The following is a 13,565-nucleotide window of genomic DNA, read 5'->3' on the forward strand; positions in this document are numbered from 1 at the left end:
TTAGCAGCCGATGTGATCTTCTTTTAGTCTCCTCCAAAGATGTTTCGTTGTTTGAAGGGATCATAATAAATTTCTGTGACCTTAAACTTTCCTTCAACCCGTTTGCATTGGATGATGATATCAATCATTGAAATCAACAGTCCTCGAATATCATCACGCTCTAAATCACCTCCTCCGTCACTTTCTTTGACCAAAAGGGTCATTTGCTCAAAGGCAGCAAGGGCTGTTGAAGCATGAACCGTTGTAATGGAACCTGGATGACCTGAATTGACATTGCGGATATAATAAAAGGCTGTACCATCTCGAAGTTCTTGCAAAAGAATACGATCAGGACGCATCCGTAAAGATGATTCAAGCAACTCTTTGGGTCCAACAGAGGCTAAGCCTTGTCCATCTTTTGAATAGAACATCGAGACATGATTAGGGTGCGGTATCACCAATTCTTGTGTATCTTCAATGGTAATAATACGCTCTTCTTGAGGAATTTTGGCGATTAACGCTTTTGATAATGTTGTTTTACCCGAACCAGTTTTTCCTGCAATTAAAATATTTTTCTGACATTTTACAGCTTGATTTAAAAAGGAGACAAAGTCTTTATTGCAGTAGGCATGAGCTAAGTTATGCTCGATGATTTTGAGTTCGTTAAAACGAGAAAGATAATCATTCAATGGCGTGAAAGATATCTGTTCACAGAGCGAAAACAGACCTTTATTCGCGAGCTCTTCGAGAGAAAAACTCTGCGATGATGGTTTGCGAATTGTCATACTAATCGTGTTTTTTTCGACAGCCGGCGGAATAACAACTTGAATGCGCTCATTACCTGGCAGAGTAGCCGATAATATTGGATTCTTGTCTGATATGTTTTGCTTGGAATAGGACGCGACAACTTTTGCAATCCCCATAAGCTCATTAAAAGAGAGAGCCGGTGCTTCTATAGTTTTCCATCCATCAATACCTTCCGTCATTACTTGGTAGGGACGATTGATAACAATTTCAAAAAGACTTTCATCTTTCAAAAAAGCACGGATAGGTTCAAGTTTTGTGAGAACAATCGCGATGGTTTCATCGCTCATGGTATGTAAGTTTGAGTTCATTTTAAAGGTATCACAGAATTTTTGTAAAAGTTTCTTGAAACAGCTCGATTGGTAATCTGTTTTTTATTTTCGATGACTTTCAATTTATAGACGCTGGAAAAATCCAAATCGCGGGCAACAAAGATATTTACCATTTCCCCTTGGTTTTTGGATAATGTTGGAGGAATATTGGCGTAATTTTCGACGAGAATGTTTGCGATGTTTTGTCCTGAAGAGAGTGTTTCAGTTTCTTCTTTTTCTTGTTTTTTTGCTAAACGTTTATTGGCATAGTTTGTCGCATCTTTTATCAGGGAGACAAGAAGCGCAGATCCAATCCTCTCTAACCAATGGTTATCAATATCTCCATCTATACCAGAACGCCCTAAACTGTCTGTTGCAGGTGAAGCTAAGGATATAATGATACCATTAGGGGTTTTTGCTCTATTCCATAGTACAAAGAGACGTGTTTGGCCTTTTTTCAATCCGGCGCGATATTCACCAACAATTTGGGTACCTTTATCGAGAAGGACAACACGACCATTGTCTGATAAGATATCTCTGGAAACGATACAGCTGGCAAAACCTTGTTGATCACTGTTGATGGCTGTTTCTAAAATACAAGGGATAGAAGTTCCCATCGCGATGATGTAGTTTCGATTGCCAAGGGTTGAAGCACGAATACCTTCAAGCACTGTGGGTTTGAGAAGATGATTAAAACGTTGTGTCGTTTCATCAGGTTTACTTTCAAGTTGGTGAGGCAAAATACCATTATTTGTTTGTGAATCTATTTTGCCTTGTTGTGTATTTGCATAAGCTAATACAGGAGAACGTTGTGCTGCTTCCAGAAGTGAGTCATCAGAATTTAATTGATTGATGTTTGGTGTTGGTAGCTCGACTTTTGGCAATAGAGCGTTATTTCGTTGAGGCTGTTCAATGGGGGAAGGGGTAGGCTTTGCAGGGCGAAAAAGCTCTGTTTGTTTTATAACTTTTCCTTCTTTTGAAGATTCAATTGGTTGTTTTTTTTCTGTAACAAGTGTTGAATAGGCTAAATAAAGACAGACACTGAAAAGAATAATAAGAGCAATAGCTTTCCCTACATTGTTCTGTTGACTTTTTCCTTGAGCATTTTTTATTGTATCGCGATCATTGATGCTTTTTTCATCCACGGTGTTATTCATGGCTGCTTCCTAGGTTCACTTTACGTTGTACAGATGGTGATGTCGTACCTGTTTCAGGGTTAATTCCTTCTGGTACGAACCTTTTATTAAAGATGCACAATACTTCATTCCCACGTCGTAGCGTGAATTGTGCAGCTGTTGCATGAACAATAACCTTGTTGCCTTTAATTGATTTGGGAATAAGCGCTTCTTGCCCATCAGGCGATACAATGTAAATGGCAGGGATTTCAATGTTGCCTAAAAAGGTAAAGGTTGTTGTTTTTCCATTATCATAGACAGATGCAGGTTCAATGAGGGATGAGCCTTGGGCTTCATAAGCCCAATTGCGTGGTCCAAAATCTTCATGGATATTTAAAATATCATTGACAAAGTTGTCTTCACGTTGTTTTGCTTTTTCTGCTTCGGCTAATTTCTTACGCAAGGCTTCATCTTCTGGATAACGAAACTTTACCAAGAAATACGTCTCATTGCCGGCTGAAACATCGCCTTCACGGATTTGTAGTTCGAATTGATAAGATCGTTGGATTCCATCTTGGCGGCTTGTGACAATTTGTAAATTGGTCACAGGTTGGATTTCGCGCGGTTTGAGAAAAACAAAGTGACCAGCCGGTGCAACTTGCCAAGCAACGGAATTTCCAATTCCTACATAGGTTACTTCTTCATCATCGGCAAATTCCAGCTGAACTGAAGAGCGAATGGAGCCAATGATTTGTACAACATTGTAGGGGTCATAATTGACAAATCTGATGCGGTTATCTTTACGTGCACTGACAGGCGCTGTTTCTGCAAGTGAGAAGGCTGTGTGAAAGCTGAGAGTGATCGTAAAAATTAAAAAGATTGTTTGTAAAAGTCTGATCATTTTATCACCTCTGGATCAGATCTATATTCCGATACTTGAAAACCAAGAGGGTTGATGAGACGATCAGACGTTGAAATGTGTGCGTTCACGTAGGAAAAATTTAAGATTGAAATCCAATGGGAAATATTTTCTTTTTCATTAAAGTCTCTGACCGTTTTATAGTAACGAACCTGAATAAGATCTTTGCTTATAAAAGAGATTGATTTGATTGTGACGGTAGCAATCATGTTATGATAAATATTTTGCGGACTTTCTGGATTATTGCCCGCGTACCATTTTGCAAAACGGTTTTGTTCTTTTGGAGAAGATAAAAGAGAAACTAAGCGAAAATTGTTTTCTGCTTCGGATGCTTGAAAACCTTCACGGGCACGAACATATTGGCTGGCAAAATAACGCGTTATCGCTTCATCATAGTCGTTAGGGGATTCTTTGAGGGCGCTTACAGTATCAATAATGCCTGTTGAGTTATCAACGCGGATAACAAAAGGCTCTACCGTTTTCAAAGGCGTCAAAGCTGCGACAGCTAAAGCCAGCGCAATCGTCATCAATCCAAAAAGCACTGTTAAAGCCATGGAAATTTTCATTCGCACGCGCATGCTATGCATGCGATCAATGTCAAATGAGCGCGCTTCTTTTATATATTCTTCAAGGGCATCACTTTTCACGCGTAACCTCCACAGTTTTATCAGATCGTGCTTCATGAATAACCGGCTTTAATAAAGCTGAATTGGCTGTTGCTTTTTCACTTTCCAAAGTATTGAGAATGATAGGAGTGGTAACAGTCCTTACGCTCTTTTCTGGGTGGACAACGTTTTGATTGTCCCAATTCCACTTATCTTTATTTAAAGCACGTGTATGTTTGCCATTACAGCGTGGTGGTTTTTTGGGACCACTCAAAGAGGCGCAACCAGTAAGAGCGATTGTTAGGACCATAACAAAAGTTATTTTTCGTTTCATTTTTTGAACTCACAAATATCTTGGAATACAATGCATGAGAGCCTTTATTTTGGACACTTTTACAAGTCTATGTGATGCAAGACTTTGATTGGTTTTGTTGTAAGACCCAAGATGTTAGGTCTTATCTGGAACAGGACCATGGCGCGTGCGCCAAAGGGCGCACGCAAGGCTAAAACAAAAGTGCTTATTCTTTTAAAGAGGTGCTTTATCTTAAAACCGACCACGACCACCTCCAGATCTTCCTGCTTTTGCTGCCGCGCCTGCCGCACCTTTAGAAGCGTTACCGGCAGCACCTGAGATTTGTAAAGCGGCATTTTTTACTGTATTCGCACTCGTTCTTGCACCATTGGCAAGCATTGTGAAAACCTGTCCTCCTGAAGAGACACCAGTGTTAAAGTATGGTCCGCCAGAGGCCAGCGCTGTTGCAATACCAGGAAGCGCACGGAAGATAATAACCCCTATGATCGAAATGACGAGGACAGGGGGGAAAAGAACATAGATTGATTCATATGAAACTTTGAGAACCTGTAGGATAACTTGACATATAATTGTTCCAAGCATGATCACGAGAACCTGTAAAATGGTAAAATTGATCAAAGTTGTAATCCATGCATCGGTGTATTTTCGCGTTGCATTGAACAAATACAAACTAATGAATAGAGGACCAAGACCTATAATCATTACGAGAGCAACTTGTGCAAACATTTGTACAATAAAACCACCTATACAAAAAAGAATAACGGCTAAAAGCATGATAGAACCAAGAAGTCCCACAACGATCTTTTCAAAAAACCAAGCATTGTATAAAACTTCTTGATAGCGAGCATTTGCCTTTAACAAAATATAATCAAAAACATTGGAGCTTGCAGGATTGCTGTTAAGCGCATTCCCAATAGCGTTGGATAAATCATTGAAGAAAATATCCTTGACATAAGTATTAAATGTATCCGCATTCGTTGCCATTGTTGTCACAACAACGATTTTAACAACATTATTGAGAAGACTATGCATAGAAAGCGCAACGCGACCTGTCATAACATTATAGCCATAAAGAAAGATAAAAATGATTGCGGCGAGATTTAAGGGCGCTGAAATAGCAGAAGATAACCCTCTCACTGTTGTGTCCATCACATTATCGAGAGGGGTTAAAATATACCCAGAAACGCTTTCAAATGGAGAAAAACTAAAGTCTGACATTTGTATTCGTACTTTCAAGTTTTTCTTTTAATTGTTTTTCTTTTTCTTTTAATTGTGCCTCGAGGTATTTATGCTTTTGTTGTTCCTTCTCTTCACGCATTTCGTCTTTTGTTTTCGTATCTCTTGCTTGAATCATATCAAGAGACTGAAGTTTTAAAGAAGCCACTTGAAGATCGGCTTGAAGAAGAGAAAGTTTTACTTGAAGCTCTTGTTGAAGAGCTTGAAGCTTCTGCAATTCTTCAAGGCTAGGTTTTTTTACAGCTTCTGTTGCTGTTGTATCTGTTTGTGACTTAAGTTGTTCAAGTTGATGACTTATTGCTTTAATTTTTTTTGCAGTTTCAGTTGCAGTTTTATATACGCTTTCAGCTGTTTCTGATTTTGCAGCATCTAATTTTTGTGTATTCTCGAGTGCTTGTTTATAATATTCATCCGCATCGGGTGTCGTTTGTGATATTGCATGAGAAATAAAAGAAAAAGATAACAGTGTAACTAAGCCATATTTTTTCATTGATTTTTTCTCCTTTGATAAAATATGGGCAGCCATTTGTCAGGGTCTGCTCCATATTCGTTGATAATTTCATTCATGAGTTCAATGTTTTTTGTTGTGCCGCTTAAAACGGCGATCTCATCATTCATTCCACGTAAGTTAAGTTCTGCAACGACGGAACTTTGTCCTTGTTTGACGAGAAAACGGCGAGATTCTCTGCTTAATTCTGACTGTATCAGTTCAAATTCACGCTCAGTAAGTTTGAAAGCTTCGACATAATCATTGTAATTTGCTTTTTGATTTGGAAAAAATATTTGGGTGGGGCATTGCTCAATAATTGTGTGCGCGATTGTTGAGTTCAAAGCATCTTTAGGGCTTTGTGTTGCAAAGAGCATCATGCCATTTTGTTTACGGATTGTTTTTAGCCGATCTTGTGCAAAAGCTTTGAATGAATCATCTTCCAAAGCTTTCCAGAATTCATCAACGACAATAATGATGCGCCGCCCATCAATCAAATCAAGAATGCGGTGAAAGAGATACATCATTAAGGGGCGCCGAATTTCTTCATTGTCTAAGAAATCGGTCATGTCATATCCAATGAACTGTGCGTTTAAATTGAGATCATCTTGATCATTATCAAAAACCCACCCTAAATCATTGCCCCTAATCCAGCGTTGTAGTCGTATGGCGATACCTTCTTTTGATGTGTTGTCAAAAAACAGTTGAAGTGCACCAAGAGAACGTTGTGTTGGGGGTAAGTTTTCTAAAGAATCGATGGCTTTGGCGATATCTTGTCGCTCTTCTTCTGTTACGATTTGCCCTTCAGCGCTTACCAGCTTTAAGATCCAATTACGAAGAAAGATTTTATTTTTTTCAGTGTATTCCATGCCCTTTAAGGGAGAAATCCCTGTAGGCTGCCCATTTTTTAGAGGTTTATATTTCCCTCCTCCAGCTCGTACAAAAATCTCTGCTCCTTGATCTTTGTCAAAAAATACCATTGTTGGATTGTGTTTTTGTAATTGTGCAAGAAGAAAATTAACAATCACTGTTTTACCAGATCCCGATGGACCACAAACAAACGTATTTCCAAGATCGCCATAATGAAAATTAAAATAGTAAGGTGAACCTGCCTGTGTTTTTAGCAATGCGACAGCAGCTCCCCAAACATTATCGTTTAGTTTGCCAACAGGGAAAGAATGGAAGGGCGATAAAGCGGCAAAGTTTCTACTGGTAATGGCACCTGAACGCGCACGATAGCTAAAGTTTCCAGGAAGCTGTGCCCACCATGCTGCTTCCAATCCTAAATCTTCTCTGGCAATTACGGCTCCCCCATTGGTTAAATGGGCTCGTGCTTTTGATAAGTTTTCAGTCAATATTTTGGGATGATCAGCAAAAACAGCTAAAGAAATGTGATGCTCGCCCAAAACAAAACGGTTTGATTCTAAATCATCTAGCGCTTCATCGAGTGCATCAATTTGTGAACTAGCACGGTCAGCTGCATTGATCATTTGATTTTGCTTGCGGCTCATAATCGCACCGGCGGCCGCCTTACTTTTAAAGACAAAGGATTGTGTTAAAATGAATTCAAATGGTACCGTAAGCAAACCATCAGTCATACCAGGGCGTGTTTTAGAAGGGTATTCTTTCCATCCAAACATGCCAGCAAAGCGTTCATTGCTTTCATGGCGAATTTCGATAATTTCTTTCCCAAAAATAACACGATCCGAGTAAATCGTTGAAGCAATAGTTCCAAATGTGAGAGGAATACGCTCACGTCTTCCCCCCACCAGCTGGTGGAGAAATTCACTTTGTTCAGAAAATAAAATACCTTCATGTTCATAGATTGATAGCAGACGGACTTCATACTCTTCTAAACCTTGCATAAGGTCTTGACTTAACTCTTCGAGTTTACGAATAGCTTCCTCATCGGGTTCAGATTGTGTTTTCTTCGCTTTACTCAAGCGCTGAAAAAATGAAACCAGTTGTTCTGTTTTATCTACTGCGGGATTCCAAAGCAGTGAAATAAACAGATCATTTCTATACAGTTCTTGCGAAACCATTTTCTTTTTATATTTTTCATCTAATGTTGTTGCAAAAGATGAAAGAAAATGACCTTCTGGGTAGATCGTTTCACGGCGGCGGATGATGTGAGAATATAAAGCAACTCGTTCATCTGCAATATTTTTTAAAAGGGTATTTAATTGGTTGTGTAAAGAATTTAATTGATCAATATCCGCAGTGTCAAAATTTACGCCTTCAACAGCCATCACAACCATTAAACAGCGTGAATTTAAAGCAACGACATGTTGGTTGATATAGCGTATATAGGGAATATATTCTTCAGGCAAAGTTTCCCGTTTCATTATTGACATCTGTTTCACCGGTTTGGCTCCTTCAGCTTAGTTCCTTATAAGTGCGGATAAGGCGCAAGGGGGAGGTAGAACCTCCTCCCCATCGGTTGAGGTTTTTTTGTTTTCCTCGGGTATTGAGCCAAGCAAATAATACGCGAAATTGGTTGTGATCATGCTTTGTCACTTCACGCAAAATAAAGTGCATCCCAATACCAAAACCAATCACGGTAAAACCGCTCGTCAAAATAAACAGAACGGATGTCGCCATGACATTGAGCGCCATTGCTTCCATTGTGACACCGGCAAACATGGACGGTCGTGTACAGGCAAGGAAAAGAGTGTCTTCGTTCATTTATGCTGTGCTCGCTAATTTACCGACAAGAGTAGGGGCACCAAAAACAATAGCAATACCAAGAACACAGTAAGCTGCTTTGCGTAAATCGATAAAGCCGTACATCCAGCCAATACCCACAGCAGCAACACATATAATTGCAATAAGCTTTGCCGTTGGACCCGTCATCATTGTGACAATGTTGCCTAAAACACCATCAAGATTCCCGAAACCACTCCCATTAGAAACAGGAGCAGCATAAGAAGGATCTGATACAAGCAATGCTGTAAAAAGCAGCATGGTCATGATAACGATAAAAATGATGTTCTGGGATCTATTATCTGTCATTTTACCTCTCTTTAACAAATAATATTTGTTCATATGTCGACATTCCATTGCCTCTAAAAACTGAAAAATGCTGTCATTTGATGACATAAATTCTTCTCGTTTATTTGTTTTAAAAGCCTTGATAGTGGATCTGTTCACTCTCAAACTCTTTTTCGTAAAGAGACAGAAGTCTTTTCAAACTGAGATTGTGTTACATGAAAATGGCAATTTTAAGTTGTATGTATTGGTAAAGACAATAATATTAAAATAATGCAAGAAGGAATATTATTCTTTACAAAATGTAGTTAATATGCAACACAGATATTTGGATTTTTTTCTTTAAAAACAAGGGGATTAGTGATAAATAATGTGAAAGGATAGAAAAACAATGAATTTTTTGAGCGAGCGTGTTAAGAAATGCTATTTAAATTGATTGTTATTATTTACATTATGGGTTCCATAGTGTGGGGATTAAGCCAGTATAAAGATAAAATAGATTTCAGTATTCTTAAAACATTTGAGATGCAAGATATACAAGATATTCTCAATTTTTATCGAAAAGAAAAAAATCGAGAAGAAGAAAAGTTGGTTAAATCTATCACCAAACAGCAATTAGAAAAAAATGAACCAGCTCTCGATTTGCAGAAGAGTGTTTCATCAAACGATGTTGCAAATAATGCTGTTGTTTTTCATGGTAAGGCTTCTGTTACAAGTGGGGTTACATTTAAATTACTGACGCCTGCTGCACAATCTTGGCGCTCATATATCACCCGTGATATTCATCTTTATGGTGTAGACACGTGCGCACCACGCCAAAAAGCACGATTAAATGATCAAGAATGGCCCTGTGGTGCGGTTACAACGGCTTGGCTTGTCACCAAAACACTTGGGCAGGATTTATCCTGTAAACAGGCTGTGATGCACAATGGTGTTTATTATGCGCAATGTTTTGTTCAAGGGGTTGATTTAGCTGAGGCAGGTCTTACAGAAGGTATGTTGGTCCTCTCAAAAGAGGGAAAAGATCCTATTCCAACTCAGTACTATCATGCGGAAGAAAAAGCACGCAACAACAAGATCGGTCTTTGGTCAAGTGATTTCACTGAACCTTTAAAATGGCGGCGAGATAATGGATCTTACAACCCCTTTGAAAATCCGTGATTGGCTTTAACGAACATATTTACTTAAATTTTTATAGAGAAAACTTTATCAATAAAATTGCACCAGAGCATAGGGCAAAAGACCATAGGGCAAATTTGAATAAACCGTGAGATTATTTCCGTTTGTGAAGTAAATGAATAATACTTCCCTTTTCAAGGGGGGGCTCTCAAAATCGCTCTTCTATTTTTACTTATGTGTTTTATAAAAGCAGGAAAATTTCATTGTTGGTGGCAAAACGTTTTTGAGTATTTGTGTTTGAAGGAGAAAATGAGACGATAAAAAACGCTCAAGAAATGGATTTCTAGAGCAGAGTTGATAAAAGTGAAAAATGAAGAGATCCCAAAATGGCGTAACATTTGATATAACGGATAGAATATTTTACAGTGCCTTAAAATAATTCATAGCAAAAGTTTTTTTCATCAGAATTTTGTCTTCAGGATTGGATCACGTTTTTTTACTTCTTTAAAAGTGATCAATCTGTTTCATTCCTTGAAAAGCTTTCATAATTATCTGCTTCTAAATTCAGACTTCTAAAAGATGGATTTCAAACAGACTCCACACGAAAAAATCTTCGTAAAAATGATTTGCATTGTTGATTGTTTTCTATATATCACAAGACGTTTTTATTTAAGCATTCGATGGGGGAAACAATAATCAACATACAAATAGGTAAAAAGAGCTCATACTTTTTTGTAATGGCTTTGTAGTCTATTGATCGTGATACTTAAGTATTATAATGCTCATAGGCTTTCTATAGGGCGAGGGGCGCGGTTCTTATCGCAATGTCACTATTGAAATCAGTTGGAAAAAAACATTAGTGCGCCTTCTAATTTCGTCATTTTTACTCAGTTTGGGCTTTTTTCTTCTCATTATATTTTATGACAAACTCATACGATGGCTGTCGTGAGTTCTTCTTGCATTATTTTACTCAGAGTGTTCACTTTGAAAGCAAGCAAGTGATAGTAAGGCTGTCTTCTCGTACAGTATGAAAATTTAGAACTCATTTGGGGGATGATATTAACAGATAAGGTATTTAAAGAGGGGTAAAATGAAAAAAATTATTTTATTATGCATGGCTCTATTATTCGCTGTGGGGTGTGAAAAAACTTATAGCGTAGAGGATTTTAAGAAAGATGCGAAATTAAGGGAAGAATGGGGAAAGAAGTGTTTTCTTTCAGGACAAGCTGTTAAGGAATCTAAAAATTGTCAAAATGTTTTACAAGCAGATACTGAAATGTTTTTCTCGCCAAAGCTTAATTCTACAGATCGTGGTCATGCGTTTTAACGGTTATGCATCTCAACACTAAAGTGTTATATAAAAATTCTAAAATAAAGAAGTTACGTTTCAACGAATAGTTGCTTCTTTAATTTTTATAGCGGAATTTTTTATCATTTTTCATCTTTCAGATGAGCTTCCCAAATCATATTTGCAATCCTATTGTTTGTTTCATCTTTGTTAGATTGAGGATTATGATCATGAGAAAACAGGATAGCATTGTCTTATAGAAACATCTCTTAAGGCAGCCAATCCCATTTCACGGTGGTGTCCGTGAATGGTATAATGGTAGATTCATTGAGCACCACTATTTTTACGCTTCATAAAGGAGTAAGTCGGCGCATATTTGCTAGCTCGTGGGTGTTGCTACAGCCCTTGGCACTTGAGAGGGTTCATTAGAGGCATTTTTAATCCTTTCTTAATAGTTTTTTATCCACAAGGGCTCTTCCCGCTTGTAACTTGCAAGAGATATGTTTTTTGTTGATTCAACATGGAGCGGGTCTGAAATGAAAGAATCTTACGCTATTCTGGATTCTCATTTAACATACAAAACACTGAACACACTTTATAAATCAATGTATTTTCTTATGGTGGAGTTGGTGTGGCATTGAGATTTTAGAGGAAAAATATGCCTTTAAGAATTTATAATAGATAGCAAGTCTTTATAGCAGGTATATTAAATGCAGATCATCTAAAATAAATGGAACGTTCACAGCGAAGAAGGGGCTAATTTTTTAAATCCGAATGAATGCTTATTTTGTTGTGCTGTAAAGACATCATCGTTTGAGGTGTGGTGTAAGGCATAAAAACTTTATGCATGGGATGTTTTGATAAGAGAGTGTGGTGAATATTCAAGGGAGGGCTTTCTTGTACAATTTTGTGAAAGGAACCATATGAAATGTGAAGCCGAGAGGGAGCTGTTTTTGAGAAGTTGGATTGGGTATCAACCAGTTTGAGGAGGGATTTGCATCCTTTGATGTGTGAGAAGGAAGCCAAGAACAGAGCGTGTAGCACCCTATACTTATGTTTTTAAAGGTTTTAATTTTGATCAGAAATTAATTTTAAAATTGCTTTTTGTTTGACAGATGTAAGAATTCTAAAACTTTTTAAAAGCAAATATTCCTCTTTGCTCGCTACAATTTCATCATAATGGTACGGGGTATGTTCTTTTTTGATGATATCAGCGTAAAAAAAGGCAATAGGGACATCCAATATATCGGAAATTTCCTTTAAACGCCCTGCGCTCACACGGTTTAAGCCTTTTTCATACTTTTGGATTTGTTGGAAAGTGACACCTAAATGATGCCCTAATGTTTTTTGAGACATTTTGAGCATTTTTCGCCTAAAGCGAATTTTTTTGCCTACAAAAAGATCAACATTAAGATTTTGAGTTTGCATTTGCCCCCTCCGGTTGCGAGCGCCCTCGCATTTGTATTCCGGGAGCTTGAAAACACTGAACCCTAGTCAGCATTTTGCTTTTAGTGCTTGGAGCACCTGGACATAGCAAAATCTCCCGGAATTCCGGGACACCCACACACTGGGTTTATTTTTACGCTAGGGTTTCGGGTTTTCAAGGCCCTATTGATCGTTGCGTATACGACCAAAACATTTTCTAATTAGTAAAGTAATTTTAGAAGATTGGCAATAAAAATAGTTTTTCTTGAGACGGATAGATTTTTTTAAATAGAAGGTTGTTTGCCTTTCAAACTTTTAAGGTTTGCTTACTAAACTCACGTTTTCAGATTCGCTTTTTTCAAAGGTAAACCTTGGTTTTTAAGCTCAAGGCACCGTCTATGGTGCTGTTCTTAACCAATAACCAAAATGGCTTGTTTTGATGCGTCTGAGATATCATGATGATAGGGGAAAGCTTTTATGAGTAAAGAGCCCTCATGCAAAATAAAATCAAAACAGAATAGATTTGGTTGTTGTATATTCACATGTTTGTTTTGAGAAGATATTTCTCAATGTTAGCGCCCATTTCACGAATGGCGTTTTGTAAAGTGTATAACGTAAAAGCTTCGATGAATGGGATAAAAGCTATATTTCTCTCTTCACGTGTTTTTATTTATACGCTCATCCTGCTTATAATGTGCAAGCGAATAGTTTTGATTGATTCAATATCAACAGATTTGAAATGAGAAAAGATATTTTGGTTTCTCATTATGTATGAATAATAAATTATTATTATAAATCGATAATTCTATACTTAAGGAAGCGTTTTTTTAAGGAGTTTTTTTGTTCGTTTTTAAGAATGTGCGTGTTTTAGATAAAAAACTGTATCAACGCAGTTATTGTTAGAATTAAAGTTTTTATGAGAAAAATGAGCATTGTGGAATGATAAGCTTTTGATATAAAGCGTTTTAGAATTTTG

13 protein-coding genes are annotated in these 13,565 nt (G+C 37.6%); 2 read left to right on the forward strand and 11 right to left on the reverse strand.

From position 1 onward, the window contains the following. Window positions 1–23: 23 nt before the first annotated feature. The 10 genes from virB11 to ACFIJQ_RS07810 form a co-directional block, all read right to left on the reverse strand. Window positions 24–1,094: a P-type DNA transfer ATPase VirB11 gene (gene virB11 / locus ACFIJQ_RS07765; protein WP_015856713.1), complete on the reverse strand. Its 1,071-nt coding sequence runs from the start codon at window positions 1,092–1,094 to the stop codon at window positions 24–26. Next, window positions 1,091–2,251: a type IV secretion system protein VirB10 gene (gene virB10 / locus ACFIJQ_RS07770; protein WP_375629612.1), complete on the reverse strand. Its 1,161-nt coding sequence runs from the start codon at window positions 2,249–2,251 to the stop codon at window positions 1,091–1,093. Before virB10 ends, virB11 begins: the two co-directional genes overlap by 4 nt. After that, window positions 2,244–3,110: a P-type conjugative transfer protein VirB9 gene (gene virB9, locus ACFIJQ_RS07775; RefSeq protein ID WP_375629614.1), complete on the reverse strand. Its 867-nt coding sequence runs from the start codon at window positions 3,108–3,110 to the stop codon at window positions 2,244–2,246. The genes virB10 and virB9 overlap by 8 nt, the downstream gene beginning before the upstream one ends. Further along, window positions 3,107–3,811: a virB8 family protein gene (locus tag ACFIJQ_RS07780; RefSeq protein ID WP_273788313.1), complete on the reverse strand. Its 705-nt coding sequence runs from the start codon at window positions 3,809–3,811 to the stop codon at window positions 3,107–3,109. Before ACFIJQ_RS07780 ends, virB9 begins: the two co-directional genes overlap by 4 nt. Beyond that, on the reverse strand, window positions 3,765–4,067 hold the full coding sequence (locus ACFIJQ_RS07785; protein WP_015856709.1) for a hypothetical protein: 303 nt from the start codon (window positions 4,065–4,067) through the stop codon (window positions 3,765–3,767). The genes ACFIJQ_RS07780 and ACFIJQ_RS07785 overlap by 47 nt, the downstream gene beginning before the upstream one ends. A 210-nt stretch (window positions 4,068–4,277) precedes the next feature. Beyond that, entirely contained in the window at window positions 4,278–5,264 is a 987-nt protein-coding gene (locus tag ACFIJQ_RS07790; protein WP_273788312.1) for a type IV secretion system protein, read from the reverse strand. Then, on the reverse strand, window positions 5,251–5,772 hold the full coding sequence (locus tag ACFIJQ_RS07795; protein ID WP_273788311.1) for a type IV secretion system protein VirB5: 522 nt from the start codon (window positions 5,770–5,772) through the stop codon (window positions 5,251–5,253). The genes ACFIJQ_RS07790 and ACFIJQ_RS07795 overlap by 14 nt, the downstream gene beginning before the upstream one ends. After that, complete coding sequence (locus ACFIJQ_RS07800; protein ID WP_273788310.1) at window positions 5,769–8,123, reverse strand: VirB4 family type IV secretion/conjugal transfer ATPase; 2,355 nt, start codon at window positions 8,121–8,123, stop codon at window positions 5,769–5,771. Before ACFIJQ_RS07800 ends, ACFIJQ_RS07795 begins: the two co-directional genes overlap by 4 nt. Before the next feature lie 22 nt (window positions 8,124–8,145). Next, complete coding sequence (locus tag ACFIJQ_RS07805; protein WP_273788309.1) at window positions 8,146–8,454, reverse strand: type IV secretion system protein VirB3; 309 nt, start codon at window positions 8,452–8,454, stop codon at window positions 8,146–8,148. After that, window positions 8,455–8,781: a TrbC/VirB2 family protein gene (locus ACFIJQ_RS07810; RefSeq protein ID WP_375629619.1), complete on the reverse strand. Its 327-nt coding sequence runs from the start codon at window positions 8,779–8,781 to the stop codon at window positions 8,455–8,457. It lies immediately after the preceding gene. Window positions 8,782–9,177: 396 nt separating this feature from the next. On the opposite strand from ACFIJQ_RS07810, the gene ACFIJQ_RS07815 reads away from it, so the two are divergent. Both ACFIJQ_RS07815 and ACFIJQ_RS07820 read left to right on the forward strand, forming a co-directional pair. Continuing rightward, window positions 9,178–9,918 (forward strand): hypothetical protein, encoded by a 741-nt coding sequence (locus ACFIJQ_RS07815; RefSeq protein WP_273788308.1) that lies wholly within the window; start codon window positions 9,178–9,180, stop codon window positions 9,916–9,918. 1,048 nt (window positions 9,919–10,966) lie between these two features. Then, complete coding sequence (locus ACFIJQ_RS07820; RefSeq protein ID WP_273788307.1) at window positions 10,967–11,203, forward strand: EexN family lipoprotein; 237 nt, start codon at window positions 10,967–10,969, stop codon at window positions 11,201–11,203. Window positions 11,204–12,232: 1,029 nt separating this feature from the next. Here ACFIJQ_RS07820 and ACFIJQ_RS07825 read toward each other — a convergent pair. Next, window positions 12,233–12,592: a helix-turn-helix domain-containing protein gene (locus ACFIJQ_RS07825; protein WP_375629622.1), complete on the reverse strand. Its 360-nt coding sequence runs from the start codon at window positions 12,590–12,592 to the stop codon at window positions 12,233–12,235. Window positions 12,593–13,565: the final 973 nt, after the last annotated feature.

Source organism: Bartonella sp. TT67HLJMS (genome assembly GCF_042193375.1).
Lineage (GTDB): Bacteria > Pseudomonadota > Alphaproteobacteria > Rhizobiales > Rhizobiaceae > Bartonella > Bartonella grahamii.

Coding starts and splice junctions, on each gene's coding strand:
- ACFIJQ_RS07780 (WP_273788313.1), bottom strand. CDS start 3,811: ATGAAGCACGATCTGATAAAACTGTGGAGGTTACGCGTGAAAAGTGAT.
- virB11 (WP_015856713.1), bottom strand. CDS start 1,094: ATGAACTCAAACTTACATACCATGAGCGATGAAACCATCGCGATTGTT.
- ACFIJQ_RS07800 (WP_273788310.1), bottom strand. CDS start 8,123: ATGTCAATAATGAAACGGGAAACTTTGCCTGAAGAATATATTCCCTAT.
- ACFIJQ_RS07805 (WP_273788309.1), bottom strand. CDS start 8,454: ATGAACGAAGACACTCTTTTCCTTGCCTGTACACGACCGTCCATGTTT.
- ACFIJQ_RS07790 (WP_273788312.1), bottom strand. CDS start 5,264: ATGTCAGACTTTAGTTTTTCTCCATTTGAAAGCGTTTCTGGGTATATT.
- ACFIJQ_RS07795 (WP_273788311.1), bottom strand. CDS start 5,772: ATGAAAAAATATGGCTTAGTTACACTGTTATCTTTTTCTTTTATTTCT.
- ACFIJQ_RS07785 (WP_015856709.1), bottom strand. CDS start 4,067: ATGAAACGAAAAATAACTTTTGTTATGGTCCTAACAATCGCTCTTACT.
- ACFIJQ_RS07825 (WP_375629622.1), bottom strand. CDS start 12,592: ATGCAAACTCAAAATCTTAATGTTGATCTTTTTGTAGGCAAAAAAATT.
- virB10 (WP_375629612.1), bottom strand. CDS start 2,251: ATGAATAACACCGTGGATGAAAAAAGCATCAATGATCGCGATACAATA.
- ACFIJQ_RS07810 (WP_375629619.1), bottom strand. CDS start 8,781: ATGACAGATAATAGATCCCAGAACATCATTTTTATCGTTATCATGACC.
- ACFIJQ_RS07820 (WP_273788307.1), top strand. CDS start 10,967: ATGAAAAAAATTATTTTATTATGCATGGCTCTATTATTCGCTGTGGGG.
- virB9 (WP_375629614.1), bottom strand. CDS start 3,110: ATGATCAGACTTTTACAAACAATCTTTTTAATTTTTACGATCACTCTC.
- ACFIJQ_RS07815 (WP_273788308.1), top strand. CDS start 9,178: ATGCTATTTAAATTGATTGTTATTATTTACATTATGGGTTCCATAGTG.